Raw genomic sequence first — 20,392 nt, 5'->3', positions numbered from 1 at the left:
CAGGTTCGGAAGTCCAATAAAACCCATGCGGGTCTTTTACTGTGCAAGATGTCTTATCTGAGTCCATGTGAGCTTAGAGCAACAGCGGGAGGAAAATGTCGCTTCGCTTGAACCAGATGGATTTGAAGGGCTGAAAGATCGTTTTAGAGCGACGTAGTTTGAAGAGTTTACAGGCGCTGAATGTTAACTCACTGGATGCGCGGCTCTTTTAATGGCTCTTGATTCAGCTTCAGTCTGCCTGAGCGCTGACTTCGACCATGACGCCGCCGGGAGCGTGGCAGTAGAAGCCGTAGGCGTTGCGTCCGCCTTGCTGGAGTGGGCCAGGCGCGGGTGCGTCGAAGCCGGCTTCGGTGATCAGGCGGTGATGTTCACGGACTTTGTCGGTTGAGACGACGAGAAAGCCGACGTGGAAGGTGGAGGGATAGGTCTGGGGTGTGACGGATTTGTCGTTGAGCAGAGCGAGGATGAAGCCGTCTTCGCCGGCCAGCAGGTTGAAGTTGCCGTTGCCGCGCTGGGCCATCAGGTTGAAGCCAAAGCCTGTCTGGAAGAAGCGGGTGAGTTCGGGGACATTGGATGTGGCGAGGTTGAGGTGGTTGAGGGTGGTCATCGATGCGATCTCCTATGGTTGTGAGGCCGTCGCATGGGCAAGCTTGCTGAAATTCATCTCTCAAGACCCAGCGACAAACTGACAGTGCACACGCACTGCCGCTATCGCCATGGGTCTCGGCCCGTATGCGGGTGAGACAGAAGCTGCGGAGAATCGCAGCCAGCCGGGCTTACCGAACCGGCATGACCTTTTCTGGCAGGTGTTGAGATGCTTCGGGGTGGTGAGGGATTCGGAAAGATTGTGAGTGTGGAGCAGGGGAAATCGCGGGGTCACTAGCCCGTGCCGGGCTTTAGTGCGATACTGTTAATAGTGATTGACATGGCTGTAGATGCCTGTCAACGCTTGGTCCTGCTCCCCCGCGTGCAAAGCCGCCGGCGAGCAGAGCAGAAAAGATTTTGAACACAAGTAAAGGCTGGCCGAGACGAGAGACCTATCAATCCGTTGGCCGGACAGGTTCAAGAGGGAAATGATTGCATCCGGATGGCAAACGGCCCCGCCTCAAGTGATTGATCTTGAGGTTGTTCTGGTCACCAAATCCGCATGCCCGCAGTATCAGAAGTCTGCACCGTGTGTTCCCGGTTTCAGCAGTTCAGCCATGCCCGCATCGTTGTCAGGTACGCGTGGTGCGCTTATGGCACAAGAGTTGTCACAACATCTCGCTCCGGGTATTGTCCACGCTGCAATTCTGTCCCCACACCCTGTCCGCTCTATGGTGAACTGCACCGCATAAAGGTGTAGATCCCGATTTGCTCTCGTGCTCGCCTGCCGCTCGCGCCCTGAATGGGCCGGGCAGAAAGAGCAGAGCACACATGTCGAAAGAGATTTACATTTCAAGCACACCCCACGAGACCCGTCTGGCGATCGTGGAGGACGATAACCTCGCGGAGGTTTACTACGAACGCGAGAATGAGTACACGCTGGCCGGGTCGATTTATAACGGTCGCGTGACCCGGGTACTGCCTGGCATGCAGTCGAGCTTCGTGGATATTGGCCTGGAGCGCGACGCGTTTCTTTACATCACTGACTTTATGGAAGAGGCCGGGGATTCGGCCGAGTTTGATACGAACGGCTCGTCGCGCGGCTCGTCGCGCCGCGATGGCGAGGGAGATTCGGGCCGTCGTGAGCGAGGCCGCCGCGATCGCGGAGGCCGGGGTCGTGATCGCCAGTCGGATGAGGCTGGTGAGCAGCAGGAGGAGACCGAGACTGTTCACGCTGAGGCGGCTGATGGTGCGGGAGAAGCTGAAGAGATTGAGGCTGCAGGCGAAGGCGCTCCGGGCGCCGATAGCGGGCGCCGGTGGCGTGGGCGTCGTGGACGTCGCCGTGGACGTGGAAATGCGCCGCGTGGAGGCTCCGAGCAGCAGGCGGGAGCAGACGCCGAGCAGCATGAGGAGGGCGACGCGCATGATGTTCACGAGGAGCATGAGGCCCACGATGAAGTACATGAGGACAGCTTCGATCTTGAAGCGGCGGGGAGTCCGGTAGAGGAAGCTGGTGCGGTTGCTGAGGAGAACACTGGTCGCGAAGAGCGTCGTGATGATCGAGGTGGACGGCGTGACCGTGGCGGCCGCAGGGATCGTGGCGGACGTGGCCGTGATCGTGATCGCGATAGGGGCCGCGATGGACGAGAGGTGCGTGCTCCGCGTGGGTTTGCTCCGCGGGCTTCGCATTATGGCTTAGATAATGCTGCGGATGAGACGGCGAGCGAGGCTCCGACAGAGCCGATTCTGTTGCCGGGCGAGTCGCTCTCGAAGTACCGCAAGCCGGGAGATGGGCCTGCTGCTGCGACTGAGGCGTCTGCTGCTGCGAAGCCGGTGAGTGCGAATGTCATTATTCCCTCGGCCCCATCGTTCGCGATTCCAGAGGGATGGGATGGCGGCGCGGTGCTGCCGGGTGAGACGCTTTCGCGGCATCGCCGGAGGGAGCCGCAGGTTGCGCAGGTTGCCCAGCCTGTTCCTGAGGCTTTGCCTGAGGTTGAGTATGAGCCGGTTGAGGCTTCGGCTTCGTACCGTGTCGATCCGGTTGCGCCGAGTGAGTTTCGCCAGAGCGCGCCGGTAGAAGAGGTTGTTGAGCAGCACGAAGTGGTTGCTGCTGCGGAGCCTGTGGCCCAGACGCGTGCCACGGAAACGGAATTTGAGAAGTTTGATTGGCAGACGGATGCTGCGCCTGTTGTTGACGCCGCACCTGCGGTGACGGAAGAGGCTGCTCCGGCGCATGAGCTGACGGCGATTCATGCTTCGGGCGAGATGGAGACGGAGCCTCCGGTGGCTGCGTTGGTTGCGGAAGAGACGACGGCGGCGGCTGAGCCGATACAGCATGAGACGGCGATCCTGCAGCATGAGGAGCACGAGCCGATTGCGGAGTTTGTTCAGCAGGGACACGTAGAGGAAGATGGGGCGGGCGAGGAGGATTTTGCTACGACGCTGCATGCTTCGTCGATTGAAGAGATGGACGATCTCGACGAGGAGGAGACGCTGGAGGGTGCGGCGGACCTGGGCACGATGCTGCGCGAGATGTCGATTGACGAGATTACGCGCACGAGTGCGGGTGAGGAAGAAGACGATCTCGAAGAGGCGGATGCGGAGCACGATCCTGTCTTTGCGGGCTCGGTGGATGAAGAGGAGCTTGAGGCAGGCGAGACCGAAGATGACGGGCTCGAAGATGAGTTTGACGGCGAGGCTCAGGCTGATGGCTCGGAGGAAGAGCCTGCTGAGGAGTCTTCGCCGCGTTCGCGTGAGGTGGAGCGTCGCAGTGGACGCCGCGAAGGGCGCAGGGGACGGCATGATCGCTCGCGCCACTCGGGCGACAGGGGCGACCGTGGTCGCCGCGATCACCATCGCGAGCACAGGGGGGGACGTCCCTCGATGCAGGCGACCGATCTGCCCGCGATCAGCGAACTGCTGAAGCCGGGGCAGGAGGTGCTGGTTCAGATTGCCAAGGAACCGATTGCCAAGAAGGGCGCGCGGATTACTTCGCACATCGCGCTGCCGGGGCGGTTCCTGGTGTTTATGCCGACGGTGAACCATACGGGTGTTTCGCGCAAGATTGATTCGGATGGTGAGCGGAGGCGGTTGAAGGAGATTCTGCTGAGCGAGAAGGGCGATGCTGCGGGCGGATTTATTGTTCGCACGGCGGCGGAGGGCGCGAGCGAAGAGGAGCTTCGCAATGACCTGCGCTTCCTGCTGAACCTTTGGGCTGATATCAAGCAGAGGAGTGAGGGCTCGAAGTCGCCGGCGCTGATCTATCACGATTTGAATCTGGTTGAGAGGATTCTGCGGGACCAGGTGACGGACAACTTCTCGGCTATCTGGGTTGATTCGGAGAGTGATTACGAGCGGATTCTGCGGTTCCTGCAGCGGTTCCAGCCTTCGCTGATTCGGCGGGTGAAGCTGTATACGAAGGAGACGCCGCTGTTTGAGCAGTTCGGCATCTCGGAGGAGATTAATAAGGCGCTGCGGTCGAAGGTGTGGCTGAAGTCGGGCGGGTCGATTGTGATCAACCAGACGGAGGCGCTGGTGGCCATCGACATCAACACGGGCAAGTATGTGGGCAAGACGGCGCGGCTTGAGGACACGATCGTCAAGACGAACCTGGATGCGATTCCGGAGATCGTGCGGCAGATTCGGCTGCGCGATTTGGGCGGCATCATCATCATCGACTTCATCGATATGGATGAGCGCAAGAACCGCAATCGCGTGATGGCTGCGCTGGAGGATGAGCTGAAGAAAGACCGTGCGCCGTCGAAGGTGCTTCAGTTTAATGACTTCGGGCTGGTGGCAATTACGCGTAAGCGTGTGAAGCAGTCGCTGGAGCGGACGCTGTCGACGTCGTGCGGGGTATGTCAGGGCACGGGCATGACGAAGTCGCCGGTGACGGTGTGCAATGACATCTACGTGGAGATGCGGAAGATGCAAAAGCATCTGGACCGCGGCGATGTGATGCTGCGCGTGAATCCGGAGGTGGTGAAGCAGTTGAAGGCTCCGGGGACGAAGTGGCTGCAGGAGATGGAGGACATGGTCGGGAAGACGATTTTGGTTAAGTCCGACCCGAGCCTGCATCCGGAGCAGTTCGATATTCACTAAACTTTCGCGGATTGCGAAGTGCGACGAGGCCCTCCTTTTTGGAGGGCCTCTTTTTGCCTGAGTGCATCGATTTGCGACGTGCGGAGATGTGCGAAAAATCCGGGTAAACGCCGCATTTCTGGGGTATGCTGAGTAACGCTCTCGGCGAGCGTTGTCTTGCCGGTGGTAAACGTGTCGCACGAGGAGGCTTACCATGCAGTGTCCTGTATGCCATGCCGAAGTGGGGCCCCAGAGTACTTTTTGCACGAATTGCGGTGCTGCCCTGACGGGCGACCCTGCCGCTCAACAACAGACTTCATATCAGCCGGTATCGCCGGGAGCGCCGGTGTATCCGCCGCCTGCTGCGTCGTCGGCTGGCTATGCGCCTCCGCCGCCTGGAGCTATGCCTATGGCTGGCTCAGGTGGGCTTTCGGAGACCGCTGCAGCAGCGATCTCGTATATCACGATCATTCCAGCGATTATCTTTCTGGTGATTGCTCCGTACAACAGAATGCCGCTGGTGCGGTTCCACTCGTTTCAGTCGATTGCGCTGGCGGTTGCGTGGTTCGTGGTGTGGATTGCGATTACGATTCTGCATGTGGTTCTGCACTTCATTCCGCTGATCGGCATCTTGTTTGTGCTGGTTGATCTGGTGGTGTCGATTGGGTTCTTCGTCGCGTGGCTGGTGGCGATTATTCGAGCGAGCAGAGGCGAGTGGTTCAAGCTGCCGGTGATTGGAGACATTGCACAGAGGATGGCCAGGGGGCAGGGAATTTAGAGCGAGTGCTTGAATGTGTGGCAAATTTAAGGCCCTTCGTTTTCTGCGAAGGGCCTCTTTTTTTGATGATCTGGCGTGGCTTTTAGAAGCGGAGGACGAGGCCTGTGGATAGGGTCTTGGGGTGGCTGCCTGCGATGTCGTTGAGGCCGTCGGAGAAGTCGAGGATGCGCCAGTCGACGCGCGGGAGGATGGTGGTGTCGGCCCCGAGGACGTAGCGTGCGGCGAAGGACGTGGAGCCGTTTTTGACGCCGGAGCCGCCGATGAGCAGCTCGATGTAGGGCTTGATGGGAAAGACTGGAGGGTGAATGGCGAGGCGCGGGCCGAAGAGTCCGCTCTTGATGTTGCTGGAGAGGTCGGCGCGGCCGTCGATGGCGAGGGAAATGGGGCCGGCTCCGCTGACGCCGACGTAGGCGCCGAGGGTTCCGGCGGTCGTCCAGGACTGGTGGGCGACGGACTCGCCGCCGACGGTGCCGTAGATGGCGAGCCTGGCTTGTGCCTGCAGGGTTGCGCAGGTGAGTGCAAGAACGAGGGGGAGGAAAAACGAGCTTCTCAGGTTCATGGTTAAGCGTAGCGATAACTGTTGTTGATGGGCAAGTAAGCAGCAGAGGTGATGTTCGGGTTATCAAACGCCGCTTTGCTTTGTGCGGCGATAGAGGATGGCTGTGATCTGGATTGCCGTCGCAATGAGGATGATGGCCGCAAAGACGATGATCCAGGGGAGATGGCGCTTTTCGACGAGCTGGAACAGGACGCCGTGCGCGACGGCGAGGATGGCGGCGATGTAGGTCCAGCGCTGGAGTGACTTCCAGCGGCGACTGCCGAGGGAGCGCAGGGAGAGGTCGTTGGAGATGACGAGCAGCAGGACGAAGATCAGCGCGGAGGCGAGGCCGATGTAGTTGGCTGCGCCGAATTTGGTGTTCTGGATGGCGAGTGGATGGAGGCGGCGGAAGAAGTACATCCACATGCGTCCGCGGAGATGGACGGTGAGGCCGACGCCGGTGTGGATGAGGGCGAGGATGCCGGCCCAGATGCCGAGGTCGCGGCGGAGGTCGAAGCTGATGGGGTTGGGCTTGCGGGTGAGGAGCTTCCAGGGGCCGAGCGCGAGCGTGACGGCTAGAAAGATGAGTGCTGCGTAGGCGGTGGAGAGGCTGAGGCGATGGCGGAAGTCGGGTGGCGGGGCTGCGGAGAAGCCTATCCATACGATGATGGCTGCGGTGAGGATGAGTGCGGCGTGACGGCGGATTCTGCGGGCCCAGTAGGTCATCGGTGCCAGTTTAGACGGAAAGCTGGAGAAGAGAGGCGACAGCGGGTTCGAGCTTCGCTCGAATGGGGCACCCGGCAGTCGTTGCGCGTTTGCGGTGGACACGACGTGGCCGAAAGGGTTCAAGGATATGGGCAACCAAAGCGGTCACGGGGTCCTTCGGCTACGCTCCCTACGGTCGCTTCGCTCAGGATGACGGCTCTTTCCTCACGATGGCAATCTTCGCTCAGGATGACGACGGGGAGGGTCTTGCAGATTGTGAGTTCTTCCCTAGAAGCGGCGGATGGCGAGCACGGCGTTGAGGCCGCCGAAGGCCAGGGAGTTGGAGAGCGCTACGGGACGTGCGGGGTCGAGTGGGCGCGGGGTTTCGGTGATGACGTCGAGGTGGAGTGTGGGATCGACCTCGGTGGTGCCGAAGGTGAAGGGGGCCTTGCCGTCGTGGAGCGCGAGGACGGTGGCGAGGGCTTCGATGGCTCCGGTGGCTCCGATGGAGTGGCCGTGCAGGGACTTGGTGGAGCTGACGGGCACGGTGGGGGCGATGTCTGCGCCGAGGGCTTTGTGGATGGCTTCGGCTTCGGTGGCGTCGTTGGCCTGGGTGCCGGTGCCGTGGGCGTTGATGTAGCCGACTTCGGATGGCTGGATGCGCGCGTCTTTGAGCGCCATGCGGATGGCTTTGGCGGCTCCGTCGGAGGATGGCTGGGTGATGTGATGGGCGTCGGCGGACATGCCGAAGCCGACGATCTCGGCGTAGATGGTGGCGTTGCGGGCCTGGGCGCTTTCGAGGGTTTCGAGCGTGAACATGGCCGCGCCTTCGCCGAGGGTCATGCCGTCGCGGTCGGCGGAGAATGGACGGCAGCGAATGGGCGAGACGACGCGCATGGAGTCCCAGGCGCGGAGGAACCCGAAGGTGAGTGGAGCGTCGTGGCCGCCGGCGATGGCTGCGGTGACGAGGCCACTGCGCACCATGTGGAAGGCCTGGCCGATGGCGTGGGTGCCGGAGGCGCAGGCGGTGGAGATGGTCAGGACAGGGCCGGTGATGCCGAGGTCGATGGAGACCTGCGCCGCGCCGGAGTTGGCCATGGTGCGGACGACGGTGAGCGGATGCGCGCGGATGTTGCGCAGGTAGAGGCCGGCAAGCTGGGGCTCTTCGGCGGAGCGGCCGGCGCAGGAGCAGCCGAGGATGATGGCGGTGTCTTCGCTCAGGTGGGAGCTTAAGCTGGCGGGGGAGTTGGGTTCGAGGAGCTTTGCGTGCTCGGCGGCTTTGCGTGCGGCGACGATGCCGAGCTGCGCGGCGCGTTCAGTGGCCGTGGCGGTGCCGGTGGACATGTACTGGAGCGGGTCGAAGTCTTTGACCTGCGCCATCTGGGTGAAGCGGACGCCGGGGTTGCCTTCGGGTGCGCCTTCGACGTGGCCGATGGGCACGATGCCGGTTGTTCCGGAGAAGAGCGAGAGGGTGAAGTCTTCGATGGTGCTTCCGATGGGGGTGACGCAGCCAAGACCTGTAACAACGACTCGATTCACTTCACAACCTTTCCAATCCTGTGGCTTTGACTAGCGTACCTCAGGAGCTGAAGAGGGTGACGAAAAAGTCGATTGGGCACGTGTGAGATGCGGAGGGGCTACGCAATGGAGATGCGAAGGAGGAGCGTCACGGTCAGGAAGTGGCGCTGGCGGGACTGCCGGTGGCCGTGGCGGCCTTCTTCTGCTGGAGCATCTTGACGCCTTCGACTACGTCGCCGACAGTCCTGAGGCTGCCGAGGGCGTCGTCGGGGATCTCAATGCTGAAGGCTTCCTCGACTTCGAAGGAGATGTTGATTTTGTCGAGTGAATCGATATTGAGCTCTTCGAAGGTGCTGGTGAGCTTGATGGAGTCAGGCGGAATGCTCTTCGACTTGGCGATGATCTCGATACAGCGGCTGGCAATGTCGTCCATGGCAGTTCAACTTCCTTGTCCTGAGGCAGCTCGGGAGCGGACTTTCAGCTCGCTCGTGCCTCTGCTTCTTTTCGCGACCGCTCGAACTTGATCTCTGCAAGAACGATCAAGCCAAACTTACAGCGAGAGATGCTTCGTGTAAAGAGCCGTGTTGGGTTCGGATGCGCCTTACCACTGAAGCAAAACGAGTTCCGAGCAGAAGGCAGGTCCCATGGCGGCGAGGATGCTGTAGCTGCCGGGCTTGCCGGGAGAGTTGCTGAGCACGTCTTCAAGCACGGCGAGCACGGATGCCGCGGAGAGGTTGCCGACTTCGCGGAGGCTCTTCCATGATGGGGCGAGCGCGTCGGGTGGCAAGTTGAGCGTGGTCTCCATGGCTTCGAGGACCTTAGGGCCGCCGGAGTGGAAGATGTAGCTGGAGATGTCTTCGGCACGGAGGCCATTGTCGGCCAGGAAGCTGTCAACGTTGCCTTTGAGATGCTCGTGCACGACTTTGGGGACGTCGGGCGAGAGGACGATCTTGAAGCCGAGGTTGCCGATGTCCCAGCCCATGATGTGCTCAGTGTTGTGATAGAAGGTCGAGCGGGTGTCGAGGATGCGCGGGCCGGGTTTGTGGCCGTTGGGGCTTTGGACGAGCGGAGTTTCAGCGCCGGCGATGACGACGGCGGCGGAGCCGTCGCCGAAGAGGCCGCAGGAGACGAGGTTGGCGATGGACTGGTCGTTGTCCTGCCAGGTGAGTGAGCAGAGCTCGACTGAGAGCAGCAGCGCGTATTGCTTCGGAAAGGCGCGGACGTAGTCTGCAGCACGCGAGATGCCTGCCGCGCCAGCGACGCAGCCGAGACCGAAGATGGGCGTTCGCTTGATATTGACCGGGAAGGGCATCCGGTTGATGAGACGCGCGTCGATGGTGGGGCTGGAGATGCCGGTGACGGATGCGAAGAAGATGGCGGAGATGTCTGCGGGGGTGAGGCCCACGCGGTCGAGCGCGGAGGTGATGGATTTCTGGCCGAGATCGAGCGCGGCGGTGATCCAGGCGTCGTTGGTGGGGCCGAAGCCGGAGAGGTCGGCGTAGGTCTGGAGCGGGAAGACGGTGTAACGGTATTCGACGCCACAGTTGGCGTGGAGGCGATTAATCAGACGCGGCTCGGGCAGGCGGTCCTGCCAGCGGGTACGGAGCGCTTCAGTAATGATTGCCTGGGGATAGCGGTTGGGGGGATAGGCCGTGCCGACAGAAGCAATACGCATTCGAATGGAAACCCTTTGCCAGATAACGTTGAACTGCGTGATGCGGTCGGTGTGGGCCGACTGCGTTTCGCGGAATGGAGTCCGGTGGACAAAGCATAACTGAATTTTGACGGAGCGTATACGCAAGAGTGACAACTCTTGCCAACAGACGCAGATGAGTTGGAGGCGCGACGAAGGTTTGTGCTGGCTGGTATAGTGCCGTCGTAGCAGCAGCTTGAGGGAGTTTTTCTGGCACAGACTGAATTGCAAGGCGAAGCGCGGCGGATGCCGCCGGCGTGGATTGTTGGACTGGCGGTCTTTCCGTTTGGACTGGTGGTGGGGTTCACCATTACGGCGTTGCCGTTTTTGCTGACGAACCTGGGGATTCCGCTGTACAAGGTGGCCAGCGTGAGCGCGGTGGTGATGTCCCCGACGTTCTGGGGATTTCTGCTGCAGCCGGTGATGGATACGGGGCTGACACGCAGGGCGTATTGCTGGTTGACGGCAACGGTGGGCGCGGTGTGCGTGGCGGGTGCGCTGATGCTGTTGACGCCTGCCCATCTTGGCCAGGCTACGGCGTTGCTGACGGTTGCGGAGTTGTCGCTGGTGCTGTTTTCAGGCGCGGTGAGCGGCTGGACGGCTGGATTCACGCCGGACCATCTGCGCGGCTCGGTAAGCGGATGGACGAATGTCGCGAACCTGGGCGGCGGCGCGCTGGGTTCGCTGGCGGTGATGTCGCTGTCGAGCCATGTGAGCGCGGGCCTGATTGGAGCGGGACTGGCTGTGTTCATCATCCTGGGGACACTGCCGACGGTGGCGTTCCCTGATCCGGAGCGGTCGTCGTTTGGCTTCAAACAGATATTTACGGATGCGATGAAGGCGACGTGGAAGGCGTCGAAGGCGAAGGAATGCCTGACGGGATTTGCGCTGTTCCTTGCGCCGGCGAGCGCAGTGGCGGCCATCAATCTGTTTTCGGGCATGGGCAAGGACTTCCATACCGCCGAGCATACGGTGATCTGGATTACAGGAGCCGGTTGTGCGATTGCGACTTCGCTGGGAGCGCTGGCGGGTGGGTATGCGGCGAATAAGCTTTCGCGTGGGCATATGTATCTGCTGTCGGGAATCAGCGCGAGTGTGTGTGCGCTGGCGATGGCGTTTACGCCGCACGATACTGCCGCGTTTGTTGTGGGGGTGCTCGTCTACAACGGAATTGCAGGCGTGGTGTATGCCGCGTTTAACTCGCTGGGATACCAGCTGGTCGGACAGAAGAGCCCGGTGGCGAGCACGCAGCTTGGATTGTTTGCCGCGGCGACGAATGGCGCGATTGTGTATATGACCTGGGCCGATGGGCAGGGGTACAAGCACTTTGGCGTGCGCGGGCTGTTGATGACGGATGGACTGGCGAGCATGATTTCGGGCGTGTTGCTGTTGGTGCTACTGCGAGGGCAGTTGCGTGGCATTCGCCGCCATGCGCTGGAACAGAGTACGGTAGAAGCGGAAGAGACTTCTGGTTCGCTTACGGCGTGATGGCTAAGCCTGGGCGCGCGGATGGATGAGCATCCATGAGGTGCCGAAGCTGTCGCGCAGCATGGCGAAGCGATGGGCGAAGAAGTTTTCGGCGAGTGGCATGAAGATCTGGCCTCCATCGGAGAGCAGCGCGTAGATGCGCTCGGCTTCGGCGATGCTGTCGACCGTGAGCGAGAGGTAGGCACTGCGCATGGGCTGGAAGCGCTCGGGTGGAACGTCGTTGGCGAGCAACTCAGTGCCGCCGAGGGTCATGCGGGCGTGGACGATGAAGTGCTGCTGCTCGGGAGGAAGCTGGTTGAGCGCGGGCGAATCGGCGTGCGACATCATGATGGTGATTTTTCCGCCGAGGTGCTGCTGGTAGAACTCAAAGGCCTGGCGGCAGTTTCCGCCGTAGTTGAGACAGGTGTGAAGTGTCATCGGTGCTGGTCCTCGTTATCTGATTGGACACACCTTGAGCTGGGGACGATGCAGTAAAATACTTGCTTTTTGCAAGTATCGTGTGTTGAGATAACTCGTCGCAGCTTTCCTGCTGCCTGCTCGTTACAAAACATGGTGGAGGAACGTATGAGTGGTTTCGAAGGTTTCCCCCGGATATCGCCGTTTCTGTGGTTCGATAACAATGCGGAAGAGGCAGTGGAGTTTTATCTGACGGTGTTTAAAAACTCGCGTCGCCTGGATAAGTTGACGAGGGCGGCGGATGATCCTTCTGGAAAGAAGGGAACGCCTCTGACGATTGCGTTCGATCTGGATGGGCAGCGGTTTACTGCTTTGAATGGTGGGCCGATGTTCAAGTTCAATGAGTCGGTGTCGTTTGTGGTGCGGTGCGATTCGCAGCAGGAAGTGGATGAGTACTGGGCGAAGCTGACTGCTAATGGTGGCAAAGAGAGCCAGTGTGGATGGCTGAAGGACAGGTTTGGGCTTTCGTGGCAGATTGTGCCGGCGAAGCTACCGGAGCTGGTGAAGAATCCGAAAGCGATGAAGGCCATGATGGGGATGAGGAAGATTGATATTGCGGAGCTGGAGCGTGCGGCGGCTTCGTAGAACTCACGCCTCAGAAGCGAGACGCGGGCTTGCTTGAAAGCCAGTGGTAATGGTTCTGCTTTATACTTCGCGGCATGTTTCTGAAGCAGTACTACCTTGGTTGTCTTGCGCATGCTTCGTATCTGATTGCAGACGAGGCCAGCGGAACTGCGGTGGTGGTCGATCCGCAGCGGGACGTTCAGCAGTATCTGGATGATGCGGAGCGTGTTGGCGCGAAGATTCGCTATGTTTTTCTGACGCACTTTCATGCGGATTTTCTGGCGGGGCATCTGGAGCTGCGTGATCGGTGTGGGGCGGAGATTCGGTTGGGCGCGCAGGCTAAGGCTGAGTACAGGTTTGTCGCGATGAAGGATGACGATGCGCTGGAGTTTGGCGGCGTGCGTTTGCAGGTGCTGGAGACGCCTGGGCATACGATTGAGTCGATCTCGATTCTGGTGTTCGATCTGACGAAGGATAATGACAAACCCTATGCGGTGTTGACTGGGGACACGTTGTTTATTGGTGATGTGGGGCGGCCTGATCTGCGGGCTTCGCTGGGGTGGACGGCGGAGGAGCTGGGCGGCCATCTGTATGAGTCGTTGCACGGGAAGCTGATGACGCTGCCGGACGAGACGCTGGTGTATCCGGCGCATGGGGCGGGGTCGTTGTGCGGGAAGAATATTTCGTCGGACACGGTGTCGACGATGGGTGAGCAGCGGAAGTTCAACTATGCGCTGCGGCCGATGACGAAGGAGGAGTTTGTGAGGCTGGTGTCGGCGGACCAGCCGGATGCGCCTGCTTACTTTACCTACGATGCGATTCTGAATACGCGCGAGCGGGAGACGCTGGACAAGGCGCTGGAGCATGGGCTGCGGCCGGTGGAGTTGGAGGATGTGCTTGCGATGAGCAATGCGGGCGTGCAGGTGCTGGATGTGCGCGACGCTTCGGAGTATGCGAAGGGGCATCTTGCGGGCAGCATCAATATTGGGCTGGGTGGACAGTATGCGACGTGGGCGGGGACAGTGTTGGATCCTGCGAAGCCGATTGTGATTGTGGCGGAGCCGGGGCGCGAGCAGGAGGCGGCGATGCGTCTGGGGCGGATTGGGTTCGATGAGGTGAAGGGGTATCTGAAGGACGGCATGGTCGCGCTGGCGGGGCGGCCGGATCTGGTTTGGCAGACGGAGCGGGTGGGCGCGCCGGTGTTGGCGGAGGAGCTGGCTTCGAAGGAGCCTCCGCTGGTGGTGGATGTGCGGAGCGCAAAGGAGTGGGGCGCGAAGCATCTGGCGGGGAGTGTGAATCTGCCGCTGTCGCAGCTCGCGGCGCGGGTGGGTGAGCTGCCGCGTGGGCGGAGGATTGCGGTGCACTGCGCCGGAGGGTACAGGTCTTCGATTGCGGCGGGTGTGCTGAATCAGCATGGGATTACGGATGTGGTGGAGCTGGCGGGTGGGATTGCAGCGTGGGAGGCGGCGAAGCTGCCGGTGGTTGCCGGGTAAAGCTGGTTTGTTGCGGCCCGCTAGAAATGTGTATATACATGGATTGATGAGACGAAAGCCTACACAGCTTCCGGTTTTGCCTTGCGGTTGTGCGCAGCTTCGGCGTGCGGCGCGCGCGGTGACGCGGATGTATAACCGGGAGCTTCGCCCTTCCGGGCTGGAGCTGAGCCAGTACACGCTGCTGATGTCGCTGGGGTTGGCGGGGGAGATTACGCAGAAAGGGCTTGGGAAGCTGCTGGCGATGGACAGTACGACGCTGACGCGCACGCTGGTCTCTCTGGTGGAGCGCGGGTGGGTAAGTGTGGAGGAGGGTGAGGATCGGCGGGAGAAGCGGCTGGCATTGAGCTCGTCCGGGCGGCGGAAGCTGGAACAGGCCAGACCACATTGGGAGCGTGCGCAGAGGAAGTTGAGTGAGGGGTTGGGGGACAGGGATTGGGAGCTGATGGGGAAGCTGTTGACGAGCGTGGCTGAGACCGCGGGACAGGCTTAATTTTTTGTGTCCGAATAGATGTATCTACATCTATTGAGCTGAAAGTGAAACGGAGGACGGTTATGAGCGGCTTGGTTTCAGGTTTTCTGATGTCGGAGAGTGTGGTCGGAAGTGTGGCGGTGATTGCGGTGATTGCGTTTGCGGTGCACCGCGAACTGAAGCGTGCGGGATGGGCGGATGGAGAGCGAAGGAAGGCGGTGTGGGCTGTTGCTGCGCTGCTGACTGCCTGGTTTGTTGTGGCGCTGGTGCCGTCTCGGGCTGGGTTTTATCACACCGGCCAATTGCCTACGATTCAGTTTGGGCTGCTTGGTCCTGCGGCGGCGGTGCTGGTGCTGTTCTGGTCGTGGCCTTTTCTGCGAAGGGTGGTGGATGCGGTCTCGCAGCAATGGATTGTGGGGGTGCAGTTCTATAGAGTCCTGGGCGTGATCTTTCTGGTGTTGTATGCGATTGGCCAGTTGCCGGGTGTGTTCGCGCTGCCAGCGGGTCTGGGTGATATGGCAGTTGGCCTGGCGGCGCCTGCGGTTGGTTTGGCTTATATGCGAAGTCCACGTGAGAAGGCTGGACGGCTGCGGGTCTGGAATCTTTTAGGGCTGCTGGACCTCGTGGTTGCGGTGACGACCGGGTTTCTGACTTCGCCTTCACGCTTTCAGTTGCTTGCGCTGGACAAGCCGAATGAGTTGATCAGTGCGTTCCCGCTGGTGATGATTCCGGTGTTTCTGGTGCCGCTTTCGGTGCTGCTGCACTTTGCTTCGCTGTGGAAGCTGCGGCGGGCTGCGGAGGTGCAGCGCGGTGCGGCTGCTGTGACGTTGCCTGTGGGCTGACTCGGAGATGGCATTGGCAAGGCTATATCCCAGGGGCTGAAGCCCCTGGTTTTTTTGTGGCTGGTGTTGCCCGGACTGAAGTCCGGGCCTATCTCAGGGGCAACAACAACTGCAACAACAACTGCAACAGCAACTGCAACGACAACTGCAACTGCAAGGGCAACGACAACTGCAACTGCGATCTGCCGTAGCACTCTCTGGCGAGACAGCATCGATGCTGGTAGTCTTGCGGGCATGAAAATTGCTGGTTTTTCATGTGCGGTTGCTTTGGGATGCTTTGCGTTTGTGTTGACTGCCGCGGCGCAGTTGCCTGCAACGACAGAGAGTGCGATGGATGCGGCGGCTTCTGAAGTGCTGGCTGCGACTGGAGTGCCGAGCGCTTCGGTCGCGGTGGTGAGTGGCGGGAAGGTCGCTTACGTGAAGGCGTATGGCGAGGCGCGGCTTTCGCCGGAGATGGCGGCGACGCCGGAGATGCAGTATTCGATCGGGTCGATCAGCAAAGAGTTCACGGCGGCGCTGCTGCTCATGCTTCAGCAGGACGGGAAGCTGTCGATTGATGATCCGGTGGGGAAGTATCTGCCGGGGTTGACGCGGGCGAACGAGGTGACGATCCGCGAGGTGCTGTCGATGACGTCCGGGTATCAGGATTTCTGGCCCGAGGACTACGTGATGACGACGATGATGGCGAATACGACGGCGGAACACATTCTGGATGTGTGGGGGAAGAAGCCGCTGGATTTCGATCCGGGAACCGAGTGGCAGTATTCGAATACGAATTATGTGATTGCGGGACGGATTGCGGAGATCGTCGGCGGCAAGCCGCTGATGGAGCAGTTGCGTGAGCGCATCTTTGGGCCGCTGGGGATGACGAGCGTGTTGAACTCGGATGCGAGCCGGCTGCCGGAGACAGATCCGACGGGATATTACAGGCACGCGCTGGGGCCGCTGCGGCCTGCTCCGCAGGAGGGCGTGGGTTGGATGTTCGCGGCGGGCGAGTTGGCGATGACGGCGCGTGATCTTGCGAAGTGGGATATCAGTTTGATGAACCGGACGCTGCTCTCGAAGGCTTCGTATGACGAGATGTTTCAGGAGGTGAAGCTGAAGGATGGCAAAGGCAGCGGGTACGGGCTGGGCCTGGATGTGGGTGAGCGCGATGGGCACAGGTTTGTGGCGCACTCGGGCGAGGTGTCGGGGTTTGTGGCGCAGAATACGGTGTATGTGGATGACAAGGTTTCGGTTACCGTGCTGACCAACGAGGATGCTTCGAACGCGGCGAGCGCGTTGGAGCGGAGGATTGCTCCGCTGGTACTTGGCGGCGCGAGTGAGGGAGATTCTGACAAGACTGCGGAGGCGCGGGCGCTGGCTATCTTTACTGGATTGCAGCAGGGAAAGGTTGACCGGTCGCAGTTGACGGAGCTTTGCAATGCGTACTTTACGCAGGAGGCACTCGATGATTATGAGTCGAGTTTGAAGCCGCTGGGCACGCCTGTGAGCTTTACCCAGACTTCTGAGGAGAAGCGTGGCGGGATGACGTTTCGGGTGTTTCGCGTGGATTTTGGCAAGAAGCAGTTGCGCGTGACGGTGTATGAGGAGCCGGATGGGAAGCTGGAGCAGTATCTGGTGATTCCTCCGGGGAACTGATCGGGTTGGGTGGAACTCGATTATGTACATGTGGATTTTGTGGCGTTGAGGTGAGTGGCACGATGAAGGATAATGGGGCGTGGCTTTGTAGCTGCGTTCGACTTTGTGCTTCCTCGAAAGTTTGGAGCGCTGCTCGTTTTGCCCTTGCCGGCCTTCTCCTTGGAATCCATGACCAGGACTGGAAACCAATATGGAACTTTGGAGTGAATACGAAGGACGCACGATTGATGGTGTTTTCCCTCTAACCAAACTGTTGCAGCCTGAAGGGCGGAGCGCGTTCTTCGCGACCCCGAACGGCACGGGAAAGCCGACGGTGATTCGGCTGATCGAGTCGCACTTTGACGACGACAGGATTGTGTCGCGGTGGCGTGAAGTGGCGGCGCTGGACCACCCGAACCTGGTGAAGCTGAAGAAGTTTGGCAAGGTGGAGATGGATGGCGCTCCGCTGGTTTATGGCGTGATGGAGCCTGCGGACGGGAATCTGGGAGAGATTGTCAGTGTGCGTCGGCTGACGGTGGAGGAGACGCGCGAGGTTGCCGAGAGTCTGGTGGGAGCCTTGAAGGCTCTGCACGACAACGGCTTTGTGCATGAGCATATCGATCCGGGCAGCGTGCTGGCTGTGGGCGAGAAGATCAAGCTGCGGAGCGATTGCATTCGCGAGACGCCAGAGGGTGATGAAGGCGTTGCAATCAAGCGGCGAGACGTGCGCGATCTGGCGGCGGTGCTGCTGCGGTCGCTGACGCAGCGGAGGACGCTGGAGGAGGCGAAGAGTGAGTTGCCTCTGGCGGCTCCGTTCGATGGGATTGTGCGGAATGGGTTGAATGGGAGCTGGGGGCTCAGGGAGATTGCAGCTGCGCTTGCTCCTGCTGCTTCGCCGCAGATTGCTGCCGGCACGGTGGTGCCTGCGGCTGCTACTGCTCCGGTGGCCGCGGTTGCTGCATCGGCGGCTACGCCTGCGGTTGTGAATAAGCTGGGCGGCGAGCCTAAGAGTGAGTTCAGAAACAAGCCTGAGATCGAATTTGAAGATGAGCCTGAAGTGGCTGCGATGCCGTCGTCGCGGACTGCGGCCCTGTTGGCGGATGAAGAGGATGTTTCATCCCGGTCGGGGATGGGGTGGAAGGCCCTGGTGGGAGTGGGCGTGGTTGTGGTGGCGCTGTTTGTGTGGGGAATGTTCCATGGCCATTCGGCGGAGCAGAGTGTAGCGGTGGTGCATCCTGCGGCGGTGGATGCGGCTGTTACGCAACAGTCGGCGCCTGTGCCGGCTGATCTGAAGCCTTCTGCGGCGACGGGAGTCGATGGAGTTGCTTCGAGCGCGGCTTCGACTGCAGGACAGGCTGCTGGTGATCGTGTGGAATGGCGGGCGATTGCGTTTACCTATAACCATGAGGACCAGGCGAAGACGAAGGCGGAGCGGCTGGCGTCGCGCCATCCGGAGTTGAAGCCGGAGGTGTTTACGCCGAATGGGCGCGCGCCTTATCTGGTGTCGATTGGCGGCGCGATGAGCAGAGAGGATGCGTATGCGTTGGCGCGGAAGGCTCGCAGCGAACGAGTAGCTGGCGATGTCTATGCGCAGAACTTTCATATGGCAGGTCCGTCGGAATAGCTTCTGGACCCGCACTCTGTTCGGGATGGAACCTCTATCTATAAGTTAGTGCTGGGGATAGCTGTGCCTCCGAAATCATTCAACCAAATGGTTGACAGATTTTGAGTTCCGGCATAGTATTCAACCAAATGGTTGAATCCAATGCTTTACAACTCGATCTGATTTTTCATGCGCTCTCGGACACGACGCGGAGAGCGATTCTGCGGGACATTGCCGGATATGAGAAGACGGTTGGCGAGATTGCGCGGCCGTATGAGATGACGCTTGCTGCTGTTTCGAAGCACCTGAAGGTGTTGGAGGCGGCGGAGCTGGTCGAGCGGCGGAAGCGTGGGAGCTACCAGATGGTTCGGTTGAATGCGAAGTCACTGAGGTCGGCCGAGGAGTGGCTGGCCTTCTATGAAAAATTCTGGACGCAGCAGTTGGATGCTCTCCAGACCTACCTGGAAAAAGGAGAAGACAATGGCCGCAGTCGTAGAACAGGCAGAAGGTAAGGGCTTGAAGCTGGAGTTGACGCGTGTGATCAAGGCAAGCAGGGAGCGCGTCTTCGATGTATGGACCAGGCCGGAGTTTGTGCGGCAGTGGTTCGGTGGGGAGGTCAGGCCGTGCAGCAGGGCGGAGGCGGACCCGCGTGCCGGCGGCACGTATCTCTTTGAGATGACCGGCACGACAGGAGGAAGCGGAACCGATGTGAGCACTTCGAGGGTGACTGGCAGATACGTGACAGTCAATCCGTTTGATCTGCTGGTGTTTACGTGGTGTGGCGACTGGAATCCGACGGAAGAGTCGCTGGTGACGGTGGCGTTGCGGGATGTGGACGGTGGCACCGAGATCAAACTGACGCAGGAGCGGTTTGCGACCGAGGCTTCGCGGGATGCGCATCGGAATGGATGGACTGGCCCGCTGGACAAGCTGGTCCGGTTCGCAGAGACGAAGTAGACACTGCGTTGAAAGCTCACTCATGCTGCGATGAGATTTGCGGCATGAGTGGGCGTTCCGTCATTGTGCTGGACGAGTTTGTTGTGATCAAAATCCTGCCATATGCATTTGCTAGACTGACCTCGGTGGAGGCTCGGCTATGCAGCGGGTGGCTTGTTTTTTGAGGCGTGCGCGCGGTTGGCTGCTTGGGTTGATTGTGCTGTTGACGGCTGCGCCGCGAGCTGCTTTTGCAGGGCCACCGTTTCAGACGGATGATCCGGACCCGGTACCATTTCGACATTTTGAGATGTATGCGTTTGAGCTCTCGGATGGCACGGCGCAGGGTGGGACTGCGCTGGAGGCTCCAGCGTATGAGGTGAACTGGGGCGCGGTGCCCAATGTGCAGATTCATCTGATTGTGCCGCTGGTGTCGGCGTTTCCTCCGGCCTCGCAGAAGATTCCTACTTACGTCGGAGTTGGCGATACGGAGCTGGGGGTGAAGCTGCGGCTGGTGAAGGAGACGAAACGGCGGCCAGAGGTGGGGATCTTTCCGTTTGTCGAACTACCGAGTGGCAATGCTGCGAAGGGGCTGGGTGTTGGGTCAACGTGGTACAGGATGCCGCTGTGGGTGCAGAAGAGCTGGGGTTCGTGGACGAGCTATGGTGGTGGTGGCGAGGTGATCGTGCGGCAGTCAGGGTATAACGATTATCCGTTTGCTGGATGGCAGGTGCAGCGGCAGATCAACAAGAAGCTGATGCTGGGCGCCGAGTTATTTGGGCATGGCGCAATTGGCGATGCTGTGGGCAGCACGAAGTATGCGACGATGGCGGACCTGGGTGGGTCGTATGAGTTCAAGGAGGGGTTCGACTTGTTGTTTGCGGCTGGGCGAACGGTTGCTGGGCAGCCGGAGACTTATACGTATGCCGCTTTGTATTGGACTTGGGGGAAGGATTCGGGCGCGGATGCGGGTGCTCCGCAGAGTGGGCTGATGGCGATGCTTGGGAAGGTGCATCTGCGTTAGCTG

19 protein-coding genes are annotated in these 20,392 nt (G+C 60.3%); 12 read left to right on the top strand and 7 right to left on the bottom strand.

The window, feature by feature from the left end:
• Positions 1-229 precede the first annotated feature (229 nt).
• Complete coding sequence (locus IEX36_RS16065) at positions 230-607, bottom strand: VOC family protein (protein WP_188760588.1); 378 nt, start codon at positions 605-607, stop codon at positions 230-232.
• Between the two features lie 809 nt (positions 608-1,416).
• Between IEX36_RS16065 and IEX36_RS16060 the strand changes: the two genes are divergently transcribed.
• Both IEX36_RS16060 and IEX36_RS16055 read left to right on the top strand, forming a co-directional pair.
• The gene (locus tag IEX36_RS16060; RefSeq protein WP_188760587.1) at positions 1,417-4,686 is read left to right on the top strand and encodes an Rne/Rng family ribonuclease; all 3,270 of its coding nucleotides are present in this window, start codon (positions 1,417-1,419) and stop codon (positions 4,684-4,686) included.
• Between the two features lie 193 nt (positions 4,687-4,879).
• Positions 4,880-5,443: a magnetosome magnetite crystal formation protein family gene (locus IEX36_RS16055; RefSeq protein WP_188760586.1), complete on the top strand. Its 564-nt coding sequence runs from the start codon at positions 4,880-4,882 to the stop codon at positions 5,441-5,443.
• Positions 5,444-5,525: 82 nt separating this feature from the next.
• On the opposite strand, the gene IEX36_RS16050 is transcribed toward IEX36_RS16055, so the two are convergent.
• The 5 genes from IEX36_RS16050 to IEX36_RS16030 all read right to left on the bottom strand — a co-directional run bounded on the left by IEX36_RS16050 (position 5,526) and on the right by IEX36_RS16030 (position 9,879).
• Positions 5,526-6,002: a hypothetical protein gene (locus IEX36_RS16050; protein WP_188760585.1), complete on the bottom strand. Its 477-nt coding sequence runs from the start codon at positions 6,000-6,002 to the stop codon at positions 5,526-5,528.
• Between the two features lie 63 nt (positions 6,003-6,065).
• Positions 6,066-6,707, bottom strand: coding sequence for a ferric reductase-like transmembrane domain-containing protein (locus IEX36_RS16045; protein ID WP_229669070.1), 642 nt, complete (start codon positions 6,705-6,707; stop codon positions 6,066-6,068).
• 267 nt (positions 6,708-6,974) lie between these two features.
• A complete protein-coding gene (locus IEX36_RS16040) occupies positions 6,975-8,225 on the bottom strand; it encodes a beta-ketoacyl-[acyl-carrier-protein] synthase family protein (RefSeq protein WP_188760583.1) in 1,251 nt (416 codons plus the stop codon).
• A 133-nt stretch (positions 8,226-8,358) separates the two neighbouring features.
• Positions 8,359-8,637 carry an acyl carrier protein gene (locus IEX36_RS16035; protein ID WP_188760582.1) on the bottom strand — a complete coding sequence of 93 codons (279 nt, stop codon included), beginning with the start codon at positions 8,635-8,637 and terminating at the stop codon, positions 8,359-8,361.
• Positions 8,638-8,805: 168 nt separating this feature from the next.
• Positions 8,806-9,879, bottom strand: coding sequence for a type III polyketide synthase (locus IEX36_RS16030; RefSeq protein ID WP_188760581.1), 1,074 nt, complete (start codon positions 9,877-9,879; stop codon positions 8,806-8,808).
• A gap of 264 nt (positions 9,880-10,143) precedes the next feature.
• On the opposite strand from IEX36_RS16030, the gene IEX36_RS16025 reads away from it, so the two are divergent.
• Positions 10,144-11,385: an MFS transporter gene (locus IEX36_RS16025; RefSeq protein WP_188760580.1), complete on the top strand. Its 1,242-nt coding sequence runs from the start codon at positions 10,144-10,146 to the stop codon at positions 11,383-11,385.
• 3 nt (positions 11,386-11,388) lie between these two features.
• Here IEX36_RS16025 and IEX36_RS16020 read toward each other — a convergent pair whose 3' ends face one another.
• A complete protein-coding gene (locus IEX36_RS16020; RefSeq protein WP_188760579.1) occupies positions 11,389-11,802 on the bottom strand; it encodes a VOC family protein in 414 nt (137 codons plus the stop codon).
• 147 nt (positions 11,803-11,949) lie between these two features.
• On the opposite strand from IEX36_RS16020, the gene IEX36_RS16015 reads away from it, so the two are divergent.
• From IEX36_RS16015 to IEX36_RS15975, 9 genes are all read left to right on the top strand, one after another.
• Positions 11,950-12,426 carry a VOC family protein gene (locus IEX36_RS16015; RefSeq protein WP_188760578.1) on the top strand — a complete coding sequence of 159 codons (477 nt, stop codon included), beginning with the start codon at positions 11,950-11,952 and terminating at the stop codon, positions 12,424-12,426.
• Positions 12,427-12,500: 74 nt separating this feature from the next.
• On the top strand, positions 12,501-13,898 hold the full coding sequence (locus tag IEX36_RS16010; protein WP_188760577.1) for an MBL fold metallo-hydrolase: 1,398 nt from the start codon (positions 12,501-12,503) through the stop codon (positions 13,896-13,898).
• Positions 13,899-13,944: 46 nt separating this feature from the next.
• The gene (locus tag IEX36_RS16005; protein ID WP_188760576.1) at positions 13,945-14,388 is read left to right on the top strand and encodes a MarR family winged helix-turn-helix transcriptional regulator; all 444 of its coding nucleotides are present in this window, start codon (positions 13,945-13,947) and stop codon (positions 14,386-14,388) included.
• Between the two features lie 62 nt (positions 14,389-14,450).
• Entirely contained in the window at positions 14,451-15,209 is a 759-nt protein-coding gene (locus tag IEX36_RS16000) for a DUF8737 domain-containing protein (RefSeq protein ID WP_188760575.1), read from the top strand.
• Positions 15,210-15,494: 285 nt separating this feature from the next.
• Entirely contained in the window at positions 15,495-16,850 is a 1,356-nt protein-coding gene (locus tag IEX36_RS15995; RefSeq protein WP_229669069.1) for a serine hydrolase domain-containing protein, read from the top strand.
• 190 nt (positions 16,851-17,040) lie between these two features.
• Positions 17,041-18,453, top strand: a complete 1,413-nt coding sequence (locus IEX36_RS15990) for an SPOR domain-containing protein (protein WP_188760573.1) — start codon at positions 17,041-17,043, stop codon at positions 18,451-18,453.
• 128 nt (positions 18,454-18,581) lie between these two features.
• Positions 18,582-18,944, top strand: a complete 363-nt coding sequence (locus IEX36_RS15985; protein ID WP_188760572.1) for an ArsR/SmtB family transcription factor — start codon at positions 18,582-18,584, stop codon at positions 18,942-18,944.
• On the top strand, positions 18,913-19,389 hold the full coding sequence (locus tag IEX36_RS15980) for an SRPBCC family protein (RefSeq protein ID WP_188760571.1): 477 nt from the start codon (positions 18,913-18,915) through the stop codon (positions 19,387-19,389). The genes IEX36_RS15985 and IEX36_RS15980 overlap by 32 nt, the downstream gene beginning before the upstream one ends.
• Before the next feature lie 139 nt (positions 19,390-19,528).
• Positions 19,529-20,389 carry a transporter family protein gene (locus IEX36_RS15975; protein ID WP_188760570.1) on the top strand — a complete coding sequence of 287 codons (861 nt, stop codon included), beginning with the start codon at positions 19,529-19,531 and terminating at the stop codon, positions 20,387-20,389.
• Positions 20,390-20,392 lie beyond the last annotated feature (3 nt).

Origin of the sequence: Edaphobacter acidisoli, from assembly GCF_014642855.1 — a bacterium.
Taxonomy (GTDB): domain Bacteria; phylum Acidobacteriota; class Terriglobia; order Terriglobales; family Acidobacteriaceae; genus Edaphobacter; species Edaphobacter acidisoli.
This window is presented reverse-complemented; position numbering and strand designations above follow the sequence as displayed.